Origin of the sequence: Natronococcus sp. CG52, from assembly GCF_023913515.1 — an archaeon.
Taxonomy (GTDB): Archaea; Halobacteriota; Halobacteria; order Halobacteriales; family Natrialbaceae; genus Natronococcus; species Natronococcus zhouii.
In genome coordinates, this window is the sequence record NZ_CP099393.1 from 132,895 (window position 1) to 152,484 (window position 19,590).

A 19,590-nucleotide genomic window follows, 5' to 3' on the forward strand; every position below is an offset into this window, starting at 1 on the left:
GGTTCCCTTCGAGTGAGTCGAATCGTCGAGACGCTCCGCGATGAAGTTGTTACATGCATGATATCGATTTCTCGGGACCGCTGTTGGTCGAGATGCTCTTGTCGGTCCCTGACTCACCTACCAGTGCTTGAAAATGACGTTCGAACCGTTGTCGTTGCCCAGACTGTCGACCGGCGCTCGAATCTCGTCACCGGGTTGGGCACGGAGGTGCTGGAAGATCACGTCGTCGGCGTCAACGCCGATTGCGCCCCTGATGACCATAATCTCCGCAGTAGTCCCACTGTTGGGTATATTCAGCGTGTGCGTGTTGACGTCGTAGTCGGGATAGCCGCCGACCTCCATTTAACTGTCGATCCACTCTCCCTCTCGCTCGAGGATATCATGCACAATTGGCTCCTCGTAGTCGGTTCAGTCGGCTGGCCTGGCACCGGCGTTCGCTAGGTTGTGTTCGACGACATCGGTTCCAGTCCCTCTCGCCACAGCGGCCGTTCCGCGAGTTGCGTGACGTTGTCATAGACCATTGGCACGTCCGAATCCGTGTAGTTGTCGTCGACGTATGCGTCCATCGAATCGCTGTTTCGGCTGAAGACATTCGGGACGTCCGTCGTGGGTCTGAGATAGGCGTTGCCGACGATACTCACAACCGTCGAGTCGTCCGTCCAGGTCCCAGTATCGGAGTTGTATATCTCGTTGTTGACGACGCTCTCCGTTCCGGCCTTCAGTCGCGGATTCCGGTCCTTGTTGTGCGCCCAAACGTTCCCGGCGAGCGTGACGTTCTCTGCGTAATTGCCGATAAGCGAGCCGTAGACCCGTGCACACTTCTCGTGGACCGAATCGTACAACCCTTCCGCGTGAATGTTGTTAGTGAACGTGGTGTCGACGGTGTTGTAGTCGACTGAGAGCGTCTGCTCGATACCCCAGGCCGTCGTTCAGTGGTCCCAGACGTTGTTCCTCGTGTCGTCGCCCGTCCTGCTGTCGGGGATCCAGTCCTCGTCGTCTCGGCCCGCGTCGCCGGCGAAAAAGCGTAGGTGCTGAACCACGCACTCGTCGGCCTGGATGTTCACCCCGCCGCGAACGAGGGCGACCCCTGGGGACGACGCCGTCTGACCGGCCAGATAACACTTGTCGTGTGAGATCGGCATCCATCGATCCTCTCCGCCGAGGTCGATTACGCCGCTGGTCTTGAAGACTACCAGTCACTCGTGGTCCACGTCGATCGCCCGTTCGAACTGCTCGCGCGTGGACTCGGTGATCGTGATGACCGGCGTCTCGTCGTCGAGCCACGGGGCGGGTTCCGCAAAGCCATCGTCCGGATCGAACGCCGATTTCGATGACGGGCCGTTTGCCGCCGATCGCCCACCGGATGCGTTTTCGGTGACCAACAGGTCGCCGTCGCTCGTGACGGTCCCAGAGGCGTCGGTTTCGATGACCGCCCGTTGGTCGTAGATCCGTCGACCCGATAACCCGCTTGCCTCGATACTGAACTCGCCCGGTTCTGTGAGCGTTTGCCGTTCGTCGGTTGCAACCTACTCAGACTGTGGCACTTCTCGATACTCAACGTATACTTCGGCCATTTCCGAATCGTTTGCGTGCTGTACGGAACGTATTACCGCATTAGTTCGTCTCACCGGTATTAGTTGGTTTAGTTCGTCACGGTCAGTGCCTTCTCAAGCCGGTCGCTACGTGCGTCGATAGTATTGCCGGAAGGGGAATCTACGTATGGAGAAGAACGAAATGGCTAGTTAGAATGCCGACAGCGCATCGTAACTATGTCGATGGAGAGTGGGTAGAATCGCGTTCTGGAGACACATTCGAGGTACTGAATCCCGCAAACACTAACGAAGTCGTCGGGGAGTTCCAGTCGTCGACCGCCGAGGACGCCGAAGCGGCCGTCGAGGCCGCGGTTGTCGCCGAGGAGGAGTGGGCGGCGACCCCCGGTCCCGAGCGCGGCGCGATCCTCGAGGAGACTGCTCAGATCCTCGATGAACAGAAGGAAGGGCTGACCGAGACGCTGACCCGCGAGGAGGGCAAGACCCTCGACGAGGCCAGCGGTGAAGTCCAGCGGGCGATCGATATCTTCCGCTACTACGCCCAGAAGGCCCGCGACCTCGGCGGCGCCGTCAAATCCCCCAGCGGCGAGGACAAGAACCTCTACACCAAGCGCGAGCCGCTGGGCACCGTCGGACTGATCACGCCGTGGAACTATCCCGTCGCGATCCCTGCCTGGAAGCTCGCGCCCGCGCTGGCGGCGGGCAACACGGCCGTCCTCAAGCCCGCCTCGGCGGCGCCGACCGTCGCCTGGAAGCTGATCGAGGCGCTCGACGAGGCCGGCCTCCCCGCCGGTGTCGCCAACTACGTCACCGGCTCAGGCAGCGAGGTCGGCGGCGTGCTGACCGAACACGAGGGCGTCGACGCCGTCTCCTTCACCGGTTCGACGGCGGTCGGCACCGCCGTCGCACAGGCCGCCGCGGACGACCTCAAGCGCGTCCAGTGCGAGATGGGCGGGAAGAACCCGACGGTCGTCATGCCCAGCGCCGACGTCAACGAGGCCGTCGACATTGTCGGCGCCGGTGCGTTCGGCGTCACCGGCCAGGCCTGTACCGCCTGCTCCCGCGCGATCGTCCACGAGGACATCTACGACGAGTTCCTCGAGGGGGTCGTCGACTACGCCGAGTCGATCGGGATCGCCCCTGGCGTCGAGAACGCGGACATGGGCCCCCACGTCACGAACAGCGAGCTCGAGGGCACTCTCGAGTACGTCGAGATTGCCGCCGAGGAGGACGGTGCGACCCTCGAGACCGGCGGCGAGCGCCTCACCGGCGACGAGTACGACGACGGCTACTACGTTGAGCCGGCGGTCTTCTCGGACGTGACCAACGACATGCGCATCGCCCAAGAGGAGGTCTTCGGCCCGGTGCTTGCGGTGCTGAAGGTCGGGAGCTTCGAGGAGGGCCTCGAGGTCGCCAACGACGTCGACTACGGTCTGTCGGCCAGCATCGTCACGCAGGACCTCACCGAGGCCAACGAGTTCGCCGAGAGCGTCGAGTCGGGCGTCGCGAAGGTCAACGAGAAGACGACCGGGCTCGAGCTCCACGTCCCCTTCGGCGGCTACAAGGGGTCCTCGACGGACACCTATCGCGAACAGGGCGACGCCGGGCTGGACTTCTTCACGTCGACGAAGACGGTCTATCTGAACTACTAGACGGTCGCCATCACCGTCCCATAGCAAGCGGATTTTTTCGTGCCGGCCCTCACGGGCCGGTCGTTCGCGACGTAGCGGCTGCACTCGCGCCCGCGAGTTCGGAGACGGCCGTTCACTCGCCGCCAAGGCGGGTCGGCGGGACGATCCCGGGGTGGTCGAGTCGGAGGCGGTCGCCGACCTCGACCTCCTCGATGACGCGCGGGTACTCCCAGGGCGTGGCTGCCTTCGAGAGCGCGCCCGGGTCTGCCTGTATCGACCGCCACCGTCGCCAATGGGTCGGCACCAACCGGTCGATCCCGACGGCGTTCGCGGCGTCGATCACGTCCTGGGTGTCGTTGTACAGCTTCCGGCGGATGACGTCGCCGTCGTCTAGGAGACGGGCCGTCGTCCCGTACGACAGCATCCCCATGTCGACGTCGAACTCTTCGCCGACCTCGCGGAAGGCCTCGCAGGGACGGTTGTCGCCGCCGTGGAAGATCGTCCCCTCATCGTGCTCGAGGACGTAGGTAACGCTGCCATCGGCGTCGGGGTCACGGCCGTCACGGACGTGGATGGTCAGGTCGCCGACCTCGTAGCTGTCGCCGGGTTCGGCGACGATCTGCTTCTCCTCGAGGACGTCGCTAACGTCGTGATTCTCGTAACACTCTGGCGGCGCGTGCACCGATCCGCCGTGCTCGAGCAGGGGGCCGAACGAGGGCGGCCAGAAGTGGTCGCGGTGGTCGTGCGTGCAGAACACGGCGTCGCAGGCCTCGGCCCACTGCGGTTCCATCGGCACCGGCAGCATCCGCGCGATGTACTCGCGGTCCCGTTCGGTGCTGAAGTACGGGTCGATGAAGATCGTCGTTTCGGTCGTCCTGATCGCCCAGCCGGTCACGCCGAGGAACCACAGGGAGACGCCCTCGACCGGCGACCCGTAGAGCTCCTCGCGGGCCCACCACTCCCCCCAGTCGCTGTTGACCGTCATCGACTCACCCGATAATCTGTACTGTGGGCCTCACTGTTGCGATCCATGCGAAACCGTTCCGCTCGGCGGTGCGTAAACCTTTCGGCGCGATTCCGCGTCGCAGGTACGGACCCGCTTCGCAGTAGTTTGTGATACGCTTTCGTTGTTCCGGCCGGAGTCTGGACCCGAGTCTCCCCGATTTCGGTACGTGCATGTGCCAACCTTTTGCTCTGCGCTTCCTCGCTTCGGTCGGTCGCTCGGCAAAACGGTGATGAAAAGCACTCCTCCCTCCCCTCCGGGTCGGTCGTCGGCCGGCCCGCTCGCTCCCTTTGGTCGCTCGCGGTGAGTGCACACTTCCCCGCCTCTCCTGTCCGGAGCTTTCGCGCTCAAAACCGAATATGAAACCGTGCTACTATCTACTGCTCAGCCGCGGAGATGAGGCTCTGTCGGTGGTCAACAGTCGAATCCCGATCCGGTGTCGGCCCAGATCTGTGGTCGTTACTCCGTTTCCACGTTCTCACTCCGGCGGCGCGTCCCACTCCTCGCCGTCGTCTTGCGGATCGTAGCCGATCCGCGCGCGAGCGTGTTCGAGGTCGTACCAGCGCCGGTGGTTGTCACTGACGCCGCTGAAGATATCGAACGCGACGCTGTCGTCCTGGAGACAACAATCGATCTGGTGGGCGAAGTCCCGACGGGACTGCCACGTGGCTTTCATCCGGGCGACCTGTTCTTCGTACGCATCGCTGCCGCGCTTCCAATCGCCCTCCGCGACACCGATCTCGGCGTCACCGTAGGGATGGTCGTACTCCTCGCTTCGAACGCTGCAGATCCGGATCGCGTAGAACTGCCGTGGGTACTCACAACCCTCGACGTAATACCGGCCCAGATCCTCGCCAAAACTCTTGGAAGCGCCGTAGTAGGAGTCGGGACGTACCGGATCGGTGTGATCGACGACGAGGTCGTGGTTGCACTCGTAGATTTCGGGGGCGTTCTCGATTTCGTACATCCCCATGACGTGGTTGGTCGAACCGAAGACGACCGAGTCGACTTCGGCTTCGCGGGCGGCCTCGAGGACATTGTACATCCCAACGATGTTGGGTTCGAAGATATCCTGCCAGTTGCCGTCAGTGTATGGGTAGGCGGCGAGGTGAACGATGGCGTCCTGCCCTTCGCAGGCCTCGCGGAGCGCCTCGTAGTCCGCGACGTCGCCCACGACCGTCTCGTACTCGGCGTAGGGCCCCTCATCTCGGTCCGACCGGTTGAAGTACGTAAATTCGTACCGGTCGTCGTCGTGCAAGTGATCGATGATTGCGGTACCGCACCGGCCGTACGAACCGGTCACTAGTACGTCCATACGTATAGCCCGTCCGGGGAGACTATCAAAATACCGGTCCCGTAAGCGGGTGGCGCTGTCGGGCGGGTCCAGCGGACCGATTACTCCATCATGACGGTCACCGATCCGTCGAAGTTCAGCAGAACGCGCTGGGTGACATCGCCGAAAATGGCCTTACCGGTTGGCGATCGTTTACGGCCGACGATAAAGACGTGATCACAGCCGAGTCGCTCGGCCGTTGACAGAACCTCGTCGTCGATGTCTGCTTCGTCGGTGATGGCCGTCTCGATATCGACGTTGACGTCGATATCGTCAACCACGTCCGCAGTGAACTCTTCGGCGACCTTTCGCGTCATCGCCGTTGCGTCGGTTTTTTCGTACGTGGTTCCCTCTATCTCTTCGACCCACGCGATCGCGTCGTTGTTCTCTTTGGCCGCATCGGGGTCGTCCACGCCAGCACCACCAGTTCCGCGGCGCCGTTTTGGGCGAACTCAGCGGCGTCGGTGAGAAGTCGTCTGTGGGTGTCGGTATCATCGATAGCGACGAGTGCACGCTGCATACCGGCTATCCTGGCCGGCAGTCGGATAAAGGTACTCCGCCGACGGGACGTGCCGTCGACCCGCCGATCGCAACTCAGTCGTCCCGATACCGCTCGAGTGTGTCCTGATCGATCTCGATACCAAGCCCTGGTTCCTGTGGCACGTCGATGGTGCCACCTGACGGATCGAACGGCGTCTCGAGGAGATCGCTGCGAAGCGGGTTCTCGCTGCGGTCGAACTCGATCAGCATTGGTTCGGGGACATTTCGCGTGTGGGGATAGTTCGAGACGCTGGCGGCGAACTGCACCGCGGCGGCCATCCCAACGGCGCTGTTCCAGATGTGTGGCCTGACGGCGACGTTCTCGGTCGAGGCCATCCCGGCGATCAGCCGCGCCTCCGAGAGCCCGCCACAGCGGCCGAGGTTCGGCTGGACGATGTCGACCATCCGGTCGTCGATCAGCTGTTTGAACGCAAAGCGGCCGTAGTGGGCTTCGCCGGCGGCGATGGGAACGTCTATCTTCCCCCGCAGTTCTCGGTAGCCCGACCGGTTCTCCGGCGGAACCGGCTCTTCGATCCACGTCACGTCGTACCCTGCAATGGCCTGTGCCGACTTGACGGCCTGGTGTGGCCGGTAGTTGCCGTTCATGTCGACCATCAGGTCGGCGTCCTCACCCATGATCTCACGTGCCGTACGCACGCGCTCGACGTCCGACTCGGTGCCAGCCCCGATCTTGATCTTCGCGGCGGTAAACCCCTTGTCGACGGTCTCGCGGATCGGTTCCTCGATCGGCCGGTCGGTCTCCGTGAAGTACATCGTCGAGGCATAGGGAGTCAGTTCCTCGCAGTGCGTTCCCCCGAGCAGCCGGTGAACCGGTCGGCCGACGGTCTTCCCGATGATATCCCAGCAGGCGATGTCGATCGCACTGACGGCGCTCTGAACGAACACGTCACCGCCGAAGTGATACGGATCGGTGTAGGATTCTTCGGCGAGCGACTCGACCTCGAACGGATCCATTCCGATGACGTTGTCGGCGAACAGTTCTTCAATCGTCGCCGTCGCGATCGGCCCCGGCGCGAACGCCTCCCCCCAGCCGACGGTCCCGTCGTCCGTCTCGAGACGCACCAGCGTCGTCCCGCGGTCGGTCCCGAAGCCCCGTGCGTCTCCGAGCCCTCGTCCGTCCGGCAATGAGTGTGCGAGCGGAATCACCTGAATATCTGTAATCTCCATGGAGAATTCGACAGAGCCCCGATCAATATAATTTACGTTGACCGGTCCAGTACGGCGCGTCTGCGAGACCTCGATGAGACCGCCTATTCACTGCTCTCTGTCTCCCCCGTACCGACGCAAGATCCAATTACAGAGGACAGCTCACTCTTACAGCAGAATCCGAACTGAGTACCGGTCCCAGCGGATGGCGTTGGAGTCGAAGACACATTTAATATGGATGTTCGTCATAGTGGTGAACAGTACATGGCAAGAGTTGCCCTCAGAGATAGCTTTCGGGACGTTGCGTTCACCACCGCAACCCCGTTCAGCGACGATGGGTCCGAAGTTCTGTCTAACGAACTCGCCGACAACCTCGCGAAGCAGTACGACGCCGGCGCTCGCCTGTTCATTCCGTGTGGGAACACTGGCGAGTACTACTCGCTTACCGACGACGAGCGGATTGAAATCGTCGAAACCCACGTCGAGTCGACCGGCGATGATGCGACGATTGCCGGCGGCGCGGTCGGCAGCCTCGAGGAGGTCAACCGGCTCGCCAACGCCTACAAAGACGCCGGTGCGGACGCGATCATGGTGATGCACCCAGATCATACCTACACCCACGAGGACGGACTGACAAACTACTATCATCGGATCTGCGACGCGACCGACCTTGGCGTAGTCATCTACAAGCGCGGCCCCGGGGTCACGCGAGATACAATCTGCGAACTGAGCGAACGCGAGAACGTCGTCGTGGTGAAGTTCGCGGTGAACGACATCAAGGAGTTCTCGCAGACCGTCGCGGACGCGCCCGGTGACGTAACCTGGGTCAATGGGATCGCCGAGCGGTACGCCCTTGCGTTCGCCATCGAGGGCGTGACGGGGTACACTACCGGCCTCGGCAACTTCGCGCCGGAGACGACGCTGGCGCTGTTCGACGCCGTCGAGAACGAGAATTGGGAGCGGGCCCGGTCGATTCAGCGACTGCTCCGCCCGATCGAGGACCTCCGCGAAGAGTCCGGCGAGGGGAACGCGCTCCCTGCCGCGAACAACGTCTCCGTGGTCAAGTACGGTATGGATCTCGCGGGGTATACGGGGCCCGGTTCGCGACCCGCTGGTCGAACTCGCCGACGACGACGCAGCACGTCTCGAGGAGTACTACGAGCAACTCCGGACCGCATCGATTCAGGAACTGGTCTGATTCCCTAGACCGCGAACGCGACGACATGACAGCCTGCCGTACCCGTTTCATAGAGATGCTATTACGTTCGATGAGTTGCGCGATCGAATAGGGTCAGACGATTGACTACCGGCTACCTATTCTCATCGTCATAGTGGAACTCCGTCCACGGACCGTCGACGAACGGATACTCTTCAAGGATGTTGAGGTCGACGTCTACGCCGAGTCCAGGCGCGTCCGAGACGGTCATGCGCCCGTTCTCGATGGCCGGCTGTCCCTCGATTATGTCGAAAGCGAGATCGAACGGGTACATGCCGGGGTCGGTCGTCGTGTCGGCGAGCGCTGGGTCGTCCTCGAAGACGGGGTACTCGAGCAGCCGAACGTCCGGTGCCGCGGCGACGAGATGGGCGTTAGCCTGCAGACCGAGCCAGGTCCCGAAGTTGTGTGGGACGAATTCGACGTTCCTGCCGTCGCAGTACTCGATCGCGTCCCGACAGCCGGTAAAGCCCTCGTGGTGGCGGACATCGCCCTGCAGAAAGTCGATCGCACCGGTCTTCCCGAGCTCAACTAGTTCCGTTGGCGATTCCTCGCTCTCCCCGCCGGCCAGCGGCGCGCCGGTTTCGGCTAGGTCGATGTACCCGGCGTAATCATCGGGTTCGACCGGTTCCTCGATCCAGTAGGCGCCCCGGTCGGCGGCGTGTTCGACCAGTTCTCGGACGGTGTCTCGGCCGTAGGACTCGCCGAGCTTCCACCAAGTGTGGACGTCGAGCATGATCTCGATGTCGTCGACCGCGTCGGCGAGGAGGTTGACCGTCCGGCGGTCGCCCTCGGGACCGACCCCGGGCCGGTACTTGTAGCCGAAAAAGCCCAGTTCCTCGAGCGTTTCGGCCTGCTCGACGTATCCCTCCGGCTCCATGTACATTCCGGCACTGGCGTACAATGGCATCTCAACCGTCGGATCGGTGCCGTACTCCTCGGCCAACAGTTCGTAGATCGGTGCCCCGAGTTCCTTCCCCCGGAGGTCGTACAGCGCGACGTCGACAGCCGAGATTGCTTCCGTCCGGAGGTTGGCGGGCAGATCCGTTTCGACGATCAGATCGTGGGCGTCGGCGATTTCGTCGATCGACTCGCCCTCGAGCGCGCCGGCGACGGACTCATCGACGACCTCGGCGAACGTCTCCTGCGAGTCGCCCTCGAAGTACTCGCGCATAGCCGAACTGCTCGCACCTGCCGTCGCGAACCCCCGGCGGCCGTCTCGCGTCTCGACGACGACGAGAACGACGTCCCGCTTGCGGAGCCGTCGCACGCCACCGAAGAACGGACGATCCTGTATCGGGTCGATAGAAGATGAGAGAGCGTACCCTCTCACATCGGTGATATCCATACCGACCTATTCGCACCTACCCGTATAAATCATCCGCGTCGATCACCATCTCGTGAATGACGTAGCGCCCCATCAAATCTCCGCCCTTGGTAACTGTTCGCACGAGTGGATTAACACCGCGTGACCGCTGTCTACTCGTTTGAATTGGATCGAAATCGGCTCGATCGGACCCGAGATTGAGCGAATTGACCGGACCGTTGACGCCGATCCCGTTCCCCATTCGGGAACAGGGGTCCGGAAAAGCAGGGAGGGGTCGGTGTTCGCTGCCGGCCGTCAGTCGAGTTAGTCGGTTTGCGAGCGCCGCCTACCGTGGTTTTCGATATTCTACTCGAGACTAGTTTTAGGCTCAGGGGAACCCAGACAGCTCCGGTATTTTCCTACTACGGATTCGGCGGTATTTCCTACGATACCCATATCTAACCGCTGTTTTCGGCGAATTCCGCGCTATTTCCCGCTCGTTTTACATCAAGTAGCCACCCATACACGTCATTTACATCGGTACTGTTGTAATAATAACGTGGGAATGTACTTATGGCGTTCGCATCTAGGGAACAGATAGAACACGGTCATCTATCGGTCGCGGGCTCGAGACGGACCGATACTGACGTAGCGAATCGAACAATTCGTGCTCCGGACCCAGGGCATAGTCAAACGTGAAACCGTGTTGACGCCGCAGGAATAGCTCAAGCCCGGGGAACGGGAGGAACTCCGGAATTCTCGAGAGCCCTCGATCGACCGTAGCCGGACCAATCACCCGGTGGTTCGCGACGTATGGAGCTGCTTCGGGCGCTGCAGACCGTTTTCGTCGCCACTGCCGCTCACGGTGAAGACTGCTGACCAATCGGGCATCCGTCGACCGGTTTGGGACGAGCGTGACCACGATGATTATCAAATTTCCTGGCAATATCTCGCGTATGAGCATCCAAGTTACGATCTGGAACGAAAACATCCAGCAATCGCCGAACGCTATCCCGACGGAGTCCACGGCGCCATCACGGACGCGGTTGGCGATGACGGACGTACCGTCCATACGGCTACGCTACAGGAGCCGGAACACGGTCTTTCCGCAACGGTTCTCGAAAACACTGACGTGCTCGTCTGGTGGTCCCACTGCGCGAACGACGAAGTATCCGACGAGATCGGCGATCGCGTCGTTGACCACGTCCACGAGGAGATGGGCTTCGTCCCGGTTCACTCCGGGAAGAACTCGAAACCCTTCAAGCGTCTGGTTACCACCTGTAACATCAAGTACCGCCACGGCGGCGAGACCGAACGGATCTGGGTCGCAGACCCCGGCCACCCGATTGCTGACGGGCTCGAGGAGTCGTTCGAGGTCCCCTCGACGGAAATGTACGGCGAGCCCTACGATATCCCGGAACCCGGCCGAACCGTCTTCATCTCGTGGTTCGAGGGCGGCGAGGTGTTTCGCTCGGGGATCTGTTACCGTCGCGGCCGGCGGGCGGATCTTCGCGTTCCGGCCCGGTCACGAGGAGTATCCCATCTTTTATCAGAAAGAGATCTAGACAGTTCTCGATAACGCTGTCGAGTGGGCGGCTCCTACCGAAGGGAGCGAGGTGGTCTGGGGTGAGGTCGAACCAATAGAACCGCTGGATGGCGAATAACGCCCGATCGGGTGCGGTCTGAGTGCCAGGTCGAGGTAAGCCATCACATTATCCAACCTCTCGCCGGCGCAATCGTCTCTGACGGTGCCACTTACGACGCGTCCGGTAAGAGCGATATCGCTGTGATGGCTCACCCGTGTGATGCTAAAAATCAATCATTGATTCCCGTGAAAAATCACCGACGAAGTTATCGCGGACATCGTTGTTGGCGGAGTCAGACTGTACAAGAACATCTGTCTTAACCCCTCTGTCCTCCGTTAGACTGTACTCTTCAGCCTGAGGACCGCCGTACGAGCCCGGAATCGACTCTCCTCCAGCCTCTCGGCGATGACGCTGATGATGGCTGGGGGATACTGTACCAATTTACGGATCCCGAGTCCGGGGGACGTTCTTGATCCAAGCGTTGACAGTCTATCATACGGGTGGAGCAACCGGCTCCGAATGAGGGCTAGCGGGGCTGTACCCGGTAGGCGGTCCGTCAGTAGAGTAGTGGCGCTGTTCGGGATGCCTGTCTAACCGTCCGGAACAACGCTGCTGGAACCCCGGTACATAGGATAGAGTGGAGCGACCGCCGGGAGTGGAGCGAAGCCCTGATTTGCGTTCGCCCGCCTCCCGCACAGGGCTGGATCGGTCTATCTCGCTGGTTTCCATCTTCCGAACCGCTACGATACTAATAACGGTAGTACGATCGTTAGGAGGTCCGATTTCTGATTTGAACGGCGACTGATTGGCCCTAAACAAAGGATCGGATACATGAAGGACTGGTTTATCGGAATTAGAGGCATTTCAACGGACAGTTCGCGAGAGCGGAACAGGACCGATGATCACGGTTTGATCACCGCCACAGCGCCGATGACGACGCGCCTATCTTCAGAAATTGTCGCCTCGTCTCTTCACAGTCGTCTCGATAACGTGGTATCTAAGGGCGTTCTCTCATCGGGAACGATTCCCGAAAATCATGTGACATCACCCTATCCAACGCGTCACAGGGGGAACGGATACCCCGGCCGGCCCAGACCTTTTAGGATAGTTTGGACAGTTGTCTCGGTATGGCGATTGCTGATGTCTCTGGATACGTGCTGTCATCACCAATCAAGCCGCATCAGGATCGCCAGTTCCACGGCGAATACCGCCACCTGCTCAAACGCGACATCGTCCTCGTTGTCGTCGAGACTGCCGACGGCACTTGCGGGGTCACCATCGCTGGCGCGAGCAGTTCGGCCATGACCGAGTATTTCGAAGGCGATTCACAGGGGATCTTCGCTGACGTCGTCGACGACGCGGTCACGGACGCCCTGACGGGCGAGATGATCGAGACGGTCACTGACGTCCACGACCTGCTCCGGGACGGGGACGTTCCGGAGGAAGACCTGATTGAGGCCATCTCGGCGATCGGAGCGAGGAGACGGCCGAGACACTGGTCGCGCTCGGTGAGACCGGCGCCGTCCGCTACCTCCAGGGAGACGTACGGCACCACAAGGGATTCACGGGCTGTTGGGCCGCCGTGGAGTTCTGCGCCGGTCGCGACGACGTCAAGTTCGTCCCCCACAACTTCGGGACTTGGATCGGCCTCGTCGCAAATGCTCATCTCGTTGAAGCCGCGCCCGAGGCGAACCTTGTCGAATACCTCATCTTCGAGGACGGTTCGCTGTTCGACACCGAGGTCGATCCCGGCATGTATCCGTTTGACCTCGCCTTCAACCTGATCGAGGGACAGCCTGACGTAACCGACGGCGTTCTGTCGGTTTCGGACGATCCCAGCCTTGGCATCAAGGAGAACATGGATGTCCTGGAGTAGTACCCCTTCAGGGAGGTCCCTGGAGGAGTTCCACTATGATGAGTGATCTACACGCCGTAACGCTTCGACGGCAATTCTCGAACTGAACGGAAGTGAAGAACGACGCTCTAGGGTTCAGCTGATAACCCGGGCGATGTCATCGTCGAGTTGGTTGTACAGTTCTTCGGCGCGTCGCTCGTTTTCCTCGGAGAGGACGCGGATTGGTTCGCGGACCTCCCCGCAGTTGAAGCCGGCGAGCTCCAGGCCCTTTTTGACGGCCGAGACGCTGATGGCGCCTGGGATGGTGTTCTCCGATCCCGTCTCGTCGCGGAATTTCTGGTACGGCATACAGATGTTGCGCAGTTCACGTGCGCGCTCCCACTCTTCATTCTGGAGGGCTTCAAACAGTTCGAGGCCGACCTCGGGGCGGAAGTTGCTGACGCCGGCGGAGAAGCCCTCGGCGCCCTCCGCCCAGAACGAGATGGCATAGGGTTCGGCCAAGCCGTTGACCCAGACGACATCGTCGGCACCGGCCGCGGCGGCCTCTCCGAGCTTGACCGGGTCCTTGAGAGCGTACTTAATCCCGGCAACGCCGTCGACTCGGGTTAGCTCCGCGAGAAACTCAACGGAGGGATTGAATCCGCGTGCGTAGGGAACTAGCGGCGCCTTGGCCACGCTGTCCAGTTCGTGGTAGTACTTGATGGCTGCCATCTCGTGAACGTAGGTGTGATCGAGCGGCATGATCATGTGGGCATCGACGCCGATATCGTCATATGCCCTGATCAGCTCCTGCGCGCTCTTGGTCGATCCGCCGACACCGGCGAGGACACAGGCGTCGTCTGGGAGAGCTTCGACGACTGTCTCGGCGGAGTCTATCCGTTCCTGCTGGGACAGTGAGTGATATTCGCTGATGTTAGCCGTCGTGAGAAACGTCTGGATCCCTTCGTCGTAAAGGTCGTGAGCGTTCTCCGCGAGTTCACTGTGATTGATTTCACGGTTTTTGTCAAATGGTGTGAGGAGTCCGACGGCGACACCGCGCAGGTGTTCCTGGACCCGGTTGGCTAGCAGCGACATGGATTTAGAAATTCGGTGCGGACGAGATAAATCCATCGCTCGTTCGAGAAACTGATTACAGGCGACGCAACGACGAGCTGGATTCCCTGTTGACGAGTCGTCGCTTCCCGCTCGGACGTGATCTTCACGATCCGCTCCGGCCCGGTATCACCCTGCGGCCGACGAGCAGGCGTTGGAACGCGGCAACCTCAGGGGACGCCCGGGTTGATAGCCGATATACGCATTTAGAACCTCACCAGACGGAACGTTCTCAACTCGATGCTACTCGTATTAGATAGGCACCCGAACCCACTCCACTATACCTCTCGCAGATACTCCAGTCCGAATGAGAGCCGCTGACTCTATCAGGCTGCCAGTGTCTTCATTCAAGCCGGTTCGGCTGAGTAGGTCATCGGAAAAGAATAAGTACCGGCGTTTCTACCATACTCGTATGCGTTCCGAGCAATTGCCTCATCGTGAGGAGACCGAAGAGGAAGCGTTGCCGTCACTGCCGGACGACGAAATCAAGATCACGTACATCGGCGGCGGAGCCCGCGAGTGGCCGCCGAAACTGTTCCGCGACCTCGCGCTCTGTTCGGACATTGAGGGCGAAGTCGCGCTGTTCGACCTGGATTACGAGAGCGCCCAGCTGAACGCCGAATTCGGCAACTGGGTCCAGGAGCAGGACGGTGCGGTCGGAGACTGGACGTACACGGCGGTCGAAGACCGGGCGGAGGCGCTCGAGGGCGCCGACTTCGTCATCCTGTCCACGCAGTTCAACCCGGCCGAGACCTTCGTTCACGACCTCGATATTCCGCGGGAATACGGCATTTACGGGGCCGTTGGAGCGACCATCGGTCCAAGCGGCATGATGCGAATGATGCGGACGGTGCCGGTGTACCGCGAGTTCGGGAACGCGATTCAGGAGCACTGCCCGGACGCGTGGGTGCTGAACTACACCAATCCGCTGACGATGGCGACTCGGGCGCTGTACGAGGCGTTCCCGGACATCAAGGCGATCGGTCTCTGTCACGAGGTGTTCCACGCCCAGGATATGCTCGCTGACCTCGTCGCTAAATACTACGACGTGGAACGCCCCGACAGGGACGAAATCGATATCAACGTCAAGGGGATCAACCACTACACCTGGGTAGACGAGGCGCGCTGGCGAGGCATCGATCTTCTGACGATCGTCGACCATCACATCGGGCAGGGCGACGGACTACGGGAGTACACGGTCGAAGAGATGGCCGATGAGGACCCGTTCGTCGACAACAACCAGGTCACATTCGAACTGTACCGTCGGTTCGGGATTCTCCCTGCCGCGGGGGACCGCCACCTCGTCGAATACGGGACATGGTTCATCCAGGGCGACATGCCTGAGGACCTCAACCGCTGGGGTGTCAAGCGCACCACCAGCGACTACCGGGCGAAACACTGGAACCCCTCCGAGTCGGAGCAGACGACGGACGTGACGGCCTGGATGGAGGGCGAGACTGAATTTGAGCTGGACCCCTCCGGCGAAATCGCCGTCGACCTGATGCGGACCCTCACGGTCGGCGACAGCATGAAAACCCACGTCAACCTTCCGAATACGGGTCAGATCACGGGTCTCCCCGAGGGGGCTGTTGTTGAGACGAACGCCCTGATTACGCCGGGCAGCATCAAGCCGATCAACGCCGGACCGCTGCCTCGACAGGTCCGAAACCAGATCCAGACTCACGTGAACAATCACGAGACGATGATTGAGGCGGCGTTCGCGGGCGACGTCGACCTCGCGTTCCGGGCGTTCCTCAACGACCCGCAGGTCAAGACGCTCCAGACTGAGACCGCCCGGGAGATGTTCGCCGAGCTGGTGGCTGCTGAGGAGGAGTACTTACAGGACTGGAACCTCAAGGAGTCGGTGGTACTGGCGGAGTCCGAGGCGTTCGACAACTAATCGCCGGTCGCTCCGGTTCCAAAACAGCGCTTTTCTCATTCCAGACTGGGAGCGACTCTCGACAGGAGCCGCACGAACCACCCGTTACCCGAAGCGGATCCGTCCGAAATACTCCGGGGAGTGGTAATCCGGTTCCGGCGTCGGCATCGGGCTCCACGTCGCTTTCATCGATTCGCGCTCCACCCCGCTTCGATAAACGTTCCCACGCCACGTCGTGCCGGATTTAGGGCCGATATCGACCTCGGTGAATTGCCGGAGGACGGAAAACGGGATCTCAGTAGCGACCCACCACTCCTCGTCCGACGAACGCGGCTCGCGCACCGGACTTTCAACCGATGACGCGACCCAGATCTGATCAGCGAGTTCGCGTGCGATCAGATCCCGACCGAGGTCACGCTCTTGCCATCCGTCTCGCTGCCAGCCGAGTTTGAACTGGCCACAGCAGTTCACCTCAAAGTTGAAGTATCGGGTGTCGGAGTCTGGGTTGGGGTCGACGAACAGTTCGACCGAGCTGTCCTGAAAGGTAGGTCCGTTCAGTTCGGTGACCTCAGCCGAGATGTTCTGATCTTCGACATGAAACTGGCCGTAGAGCGAGTTGTCGTCGTACAAGAACCGGGCGGCCGTCAGCGGCTTCGGCCCACCGGTATGCCAGTTGAATTGATCGATTAGCAATCGGTTCGCCCGGTCCCATGGCGTACCTTCGATGGCGCCATCCAGGGGCGGTGTTTCTCTCGTGGTCTCGATGACGTATTCTTGCATGTTATCGCATCATGGAAGGCGTCTGAACGTCCTCGTGTGCCGCACTTTTCCAGGAGTGTTGCGGTTCCCAACCGAGGACGGTCTGGGCCTTGGTTGAGCTCAGTGCAGATTCGTTCCCGCTAATCGAAACCACCTCCGGCAACTCCCCGAAGAATTCCTCGAAGGCCGCCGTCGTCGGCCGCTCAAGGTAGCTATCGTCGGCGGCGATGACGAAGGATTTGTGGCCGGACAGCTCTGTTTTTAGCGTCCGTTCGATCGCGAATGCCACGTCCCGGCCATCGACGTATGACCAGAAGTTCCCGACGCCGGCTTCGAGGGAGTCTCGATTGTCGAGGACGGTGTAGTTCCCTGGGTACTGGACGTTCGAGATTCTGAGGGACGCGACCGGGATGTCGTACCGACGCGTGACGATCTCGGCGATGTCCTCACCGACCAGCTTTGACGATCCGTACGGGTCCTCCGGACGGAGAGGATGCGCTTCGTCGACGGGGAGGTAATCCGGAAGCGTCGGCTCGCGTGCGAACGGGAAGCCGTACGCACTCTCGCTCGAAGCCCACGTTACCGGAACTGATGATTCGCCGGCGGCGACGAGGACGTTGTACGTGCTCATGACGTTGTTCTCGAACACATGTGTTCCGCTGTGTACCTCCGGATTAGGAATGGCGCCTAGGTGGACGATGGCATCAGGGGAGACACTCTTGACGATTTCCCAGACCGAACCCTGGTCGGTCAGATCGCATGCCCGGAGCTGGATGTCTTCCCGGATGTCCGCGTCAGACCCGGGATGTTTCCTATCGACTCCTATTACATTGTAGTCCGCGCTCGCCAGGTGATCGGCCGTCCAACGACCGAGCCGCCCAAGGCTGCCAGTGACTAGTACTGTCTCCATGTGGCGTATCACATGTCCTATCAAGTTCAAACCAGATAAAATCTATGCGAGATATCAGACTGGTATGGGGCCTCGAAACCGGCGTTCCAGTCGGAGCCGCCTTGTTCCAACGCTTCTGTTCGTCGGTCCCTCCGAGTACGACGGATTCTGATCGTGTTGTGGCGCTGTCAGCGAAACGTAGTTTCGTGTTGCTCGCCGCGCCTCAATCAAGTACTGCTGGCTCGTTGAGGTCCCAATAGTCCTCGAGGTACGGGCGGACCGCGTCGACAAGCTCTCGGAACATCGATTTCGCGTCGTCTATGGAGACGGTGACGAGCGAATCGTTGAGGAAGGCCTGGAACGCGCGGTCGACGTCGCCCGCGAACGCCGCCTCGACCATCGTCTCTTGGTTCTGCACGTGCGGGAACGTCATGTTCCGAACCTGGTCCGGCAGGTCGCCGGCCGTGAGCGGCCTCACACTCCCCTGCGAGAACAGCGCGTTCGTCTCGACGACGGCGCCCTCTGGGAGATTCGGGATCTGTCCGACGTTGGGGAGGTTCACGTTGGTCTTGAGGTCTTCGACGCCCACCAGCGCGCGCATCATGTCGACCCCCTTCTCGCCCGACTCGGAGAACTTGAACTCCTCTTCGCCGTTCATCGGGTCGTGGAACTTCGAGATCGCCTCCTCTTGCCGTTCGACACGGTACTCGCTCGGGGTGAGGCGAATCCCCCAGGACTGGACCTCTGCCGGTTCGTCAACCGAGAGGAACCATGGGACGAACTCGGCGAGATGTCGGTCGCCCGCCGCGGGCAATGTGCCGAACCGCTCGAAGAGTTCGTAGGTGACGAGCTGGTTGTCCACGAACCACGACTCGTCGTCCAGCTCGCCCGGTTCGAAGGTGCGATCACGGATTTCCTCCTCGTGGTGTCGCTCGACCAGCGGATAGATATCGCGGTCGTTCCACGACGCCTCGTCGATCCAGGTGAAGTGATTGATCCCCTTGACGTTCACGTCGATCTCCGTTCGCGGTGGTTGCTCGACGTCCAGGTACTCGGCGACGAGTTCGGCGAGGTGCTCTTGTGTGTGGAACACCTCGTGACAGCACCCAAAGGCGTTGATGTCCGGGAACTCCTCGTAAAGGGTCCGAACACAGATCGTCATAGGGTTAGTGTAGTTGAACACCCACGCGTCCGGACAGTGCTCACGGATTCCGGCAGCGATGTCCCGGTAGACCGGGATCGTCCGCATAGCTCTGACGACTCCGCCGGGCCCGACGGTGTCACCGACGGACTGATAGATACCGTACTCCGCTGGGATGTCGAGCTCGTGAGCCATCGTTTCGGCCGGCGGATCCTGCGTGGACAGGATGACGAAGTCGGCGCCCTCGAGCGCCTCCGCCCGGTCTTCGACCGCCGTGTACGTCCAGTCTCCGACCGCACCGTCCTGCTCCTGGACCCAGTTGCCGAACTTCTCGTTGCGCTTGGCGCTCTCGTAATCCAGGTCGTAGAGGAATACCTCACCCGCAACGTCGGTACATTGGGCGAGGTCGTTTATGAGCGTGTGAGCCCAACCGCGACTTCCGCCGCCGATATACCCGATTTTAACAGTTACAACCGAACCACTGCTCGAGTCGGTAGACCTACCAGTACCTACCTTATTTCCGATTTCGGTTTCCATAGGACACAGCAATAGAGACTTGCTCATGATAAATAAACATTGTGTGGATTCGTACCGTGCAGTGCCTACTGTGTGCACGAGCAGTTCGCCACGTGCGCAGTCGAAATGT

General features: G+C 60.9%; 16 protein-coding genes and 2 pseudogenes. 5 read left to right on the forward strand and 13 right to left on the reverse strand.

The features are described 5' to 3' along the window. Positions 1–117 precede the first annotated feature (117 nt). The 4 genes from NED97_RS22000 to NED97_RS22015 all read right to left on the reverse strand — a co-directional run bounded on the left by NED97_RS22000 (position 118) and on the right by NED97_RS22015 (position 1,382). A complete protein-coding gene (locus NED97_RS22000) occupies positions 118–342 on the reverse strand; it encodes a hypothetical protein (protein WP_252491171.1) in 225 nt (74 codons plus the stop codon). A 95-nt stretch (positions 343–437) separates the two neighbouring features. Beyond that, positions 438–842: a hypothetical protein gene (locus NED97_RS22005; protein ID WP_252491172.1), complete on the reverse strand. Its 405-nt coding sequence runs from the start codon at positions 840–842 to the stop codon at positions 438–440. 87 nt (positions 843–929) lie between these two features. Beyond that, positions 930–1,142 (reverse strand): hypothetical protein, encoded by a 213-nt coding sequence (locus tag NED97_RS22010; protein WP_252491173.1) that lies wholly within the window; start codon positions 1,140–1,142, stop codon positions 930–932. A 54-nt stretch (positions 1,143–1,196) separates the two neighbouring features. Continuing rightward, a complete protein-coding gene (locus NED97_RS22015; protein WP_252491174.1) occupies positions 1,197–1,382 on the reverse strand; it encodes a hypothetical protein in 186 nt (61 codons plus the stop codon). Positions 1,383–1,747: 365 nt separating this feature from the next. Here NED97_RS22015 and xacF point away from each other — a divergent pair, with 365 nt between their 5' ends. After that, positions 1,748–3,202: a 2,5-dioxovalerate dehydrogenase gene (gene xacF, locus NED97_RS22020; RefSeq protein ID WP_252491175.1), complete on the forward strand. Its 1,455-nt coding sequence runs from the start codon at positions 1,748–1,750 to the stop codon at positions 3,200–3,202. 112 nt (positions 3,203–3,314) lie between these two features. Here xacF and NED97_RS22025 read toward each other — a convergent pair whose 3' ends face one another. From NED97_RS22025 to NED97_RS22040, 4 genes are all read right to left on the reverse strand, one after another. Continuing rightward, positions 3,315–4,166 (reverse strand): MBL fold metallo-hydrolase, encoded by an 852-nt coding sequence (locus tag NED97_RS22025; RefSeq protein WP_252491176.1) that lies wholly within the window; start codon positions 4,164–4,166, stop codon positions 3,315–3,317. Between the two features lie 496 nt (positions 4,167–4,662). Then, positions 4,663–5,499, reverse strand: coding sequence for an NAD-dependent epimerase/dehydratase family protein (locus NED97_RS22030; protein WP_252491177.1), 837 nt, complete (start codon positions 5,497–5,499; stop codon positions 4,663–4,665). Between the two features lie 80 nt (positions 5,500–5,579). After that, positions 5,580–5,930, reverse strand: coding sequence for a universal stress protein (locus NED97_RS22035; RefSeq protein ID WP_252491178.1), 351 nt, complete (start codon positions 5,928–5,930; stop codon positions 5,580–5,582). Positions 5,931–6,111: 181 nt separating this feature from the next. Next, entirely contained in the window at positions 6,112–7,245 is a 1,134-nt protein-coding gene (locus NED97_RS22040) for a mandelate racemase/muconate lactonizing enzyme family protein (RefSeq protein WP_252491179.1), read from the reverse strand. A gap of 243 nt (positions 7,246–7,488) precedes the next feature. On the opposite strand from NED97_RS22040, the gene NED97_RS22045 reads away from it, so the two are divergent. Beyond that, complete coding sequence (locus NED97_RS22045; protein WP_252491180.1) at positions 7,489–8,430, forward strand: dihydrodipicolinate synthase family protein; 942 nt, start codon at positions 7,489–7,491, stop codon at positions 8,428–8,430. 104 nt (positions 8,431–8,534) lie between these two features. Here the strand turns inward: NED97_RS22045 and NED97_RS22050 are convergent, their stop codons facing one another. Continuing rightward, on the reverse strand, positions 8,535–9,785 hold the full coding sequence (locus NED97_RS22050) for a mandelate racemase/muconate lactonizing enzyme family protein (RefSeq protein ID WP_252491181.1): 1,251 nt from the start codon (positions 9,783–9,785) through the stop codon (positions 8,535–8,537). A 914-nt stretch (positions 9,786–10,699) separates the two neighbouring features. Between NED97_RS22050 and NED97_RS22055 the strand changes: the two are divergent. Further along, positions 10,700–11,407, forward strand: a pseudogene (locus tag NED97_RS22055) (ThuA domain-containing protein). A gap of 1,049 nt (positions 11,408–12,456) precedes the next feature. Then, a pseudogene (locus NED97_RS23400) lies at positions 12,457–13,251 on the forward strand (enolase C-terminal domain-like protein). A gap of 68 nt (positions 13,252–13,319) precedes the next feature. Here the strand turns inward: NED97_RS23400 and NED97_RS22065 are convergent. Further along, positions 13,320–14,258: a dihydrodipicolinate synthase family protein gene (locus tag NED97_RS22065; RefSeq protein ID WP_252491182.1), complete on the reverse strand. Its 939-nt coding sequence runs from the start codon at positions 14,256–14,258 to the stop codon at positions 13,320–13,322. Positions 14,259–14,688: 430 nt separating this feature from the next. Here NED97_RS22065 and NED97_RS22070 point away from each other — a divergent pair, with 430 nt between their 5' ends. Continuing rightward, positions 14,689–16,176, forward strand: a complete 1,488-nt coding sequence (locus tag NED97_RS22070) for a family 4 glycosyl hydrolase (protein WP_252491183.1) — start codon at positions 14,689–14,691, stop codon at positions 16,174–16,176. Between the two features lie 84 nt (positions 16,177–16,260). Here NED97_RS22070 and NED97_RS22075 read toward each other — a convergent pair whose 3' ends face one another. The 3 genes from NED97_RS22075 to NED97_RS22085 all read right to left on the reverse strand — a co-directional run bounded on the left by NED97_RS22075 (position 16,261) and on the right by NED97_RS22085 (position 19,481). After that, positions 16,261–16,935 (reverse strand): carbohydrate-binding family 9-like protein, encoded by a 675-nt coding sequence (locus tag NED97_RS22075; protein ID WP_252491184.1) that lies wholly within the window; start codon positions 16,933–16,935, stop codon positions 16,261–16,263. A gap of 1 nt (position 16,936) precedes the next feature. Continuing rightward, the gene (locus NED97_RS22080) at positions 16,937–17,824 is read right to left on the reverse strand and encodes an NAD-dependent epimerase/dehydratase family protein (protein WP_252491185.1); all 888 of its coding nucleotides are present in this window, start codon (positions 17,822–17,824) and stop codon (positions 16,937–16,939) included. 202 nt (positions 17,825–18,026) lie between these two features. Next, complete coding sequence (locus tag NED97_RS22085) at positions 18,027–19,481, reverse strand: family 4 glycosyl hydrolase (RefSeq protein WP_252491186.1); 1,455 nt, start codon at positions 19,479–19,481, stop codon at positions 18,027–18,029. Positions 19,482–19,590 lie beyond the last annotated feature (109 nt).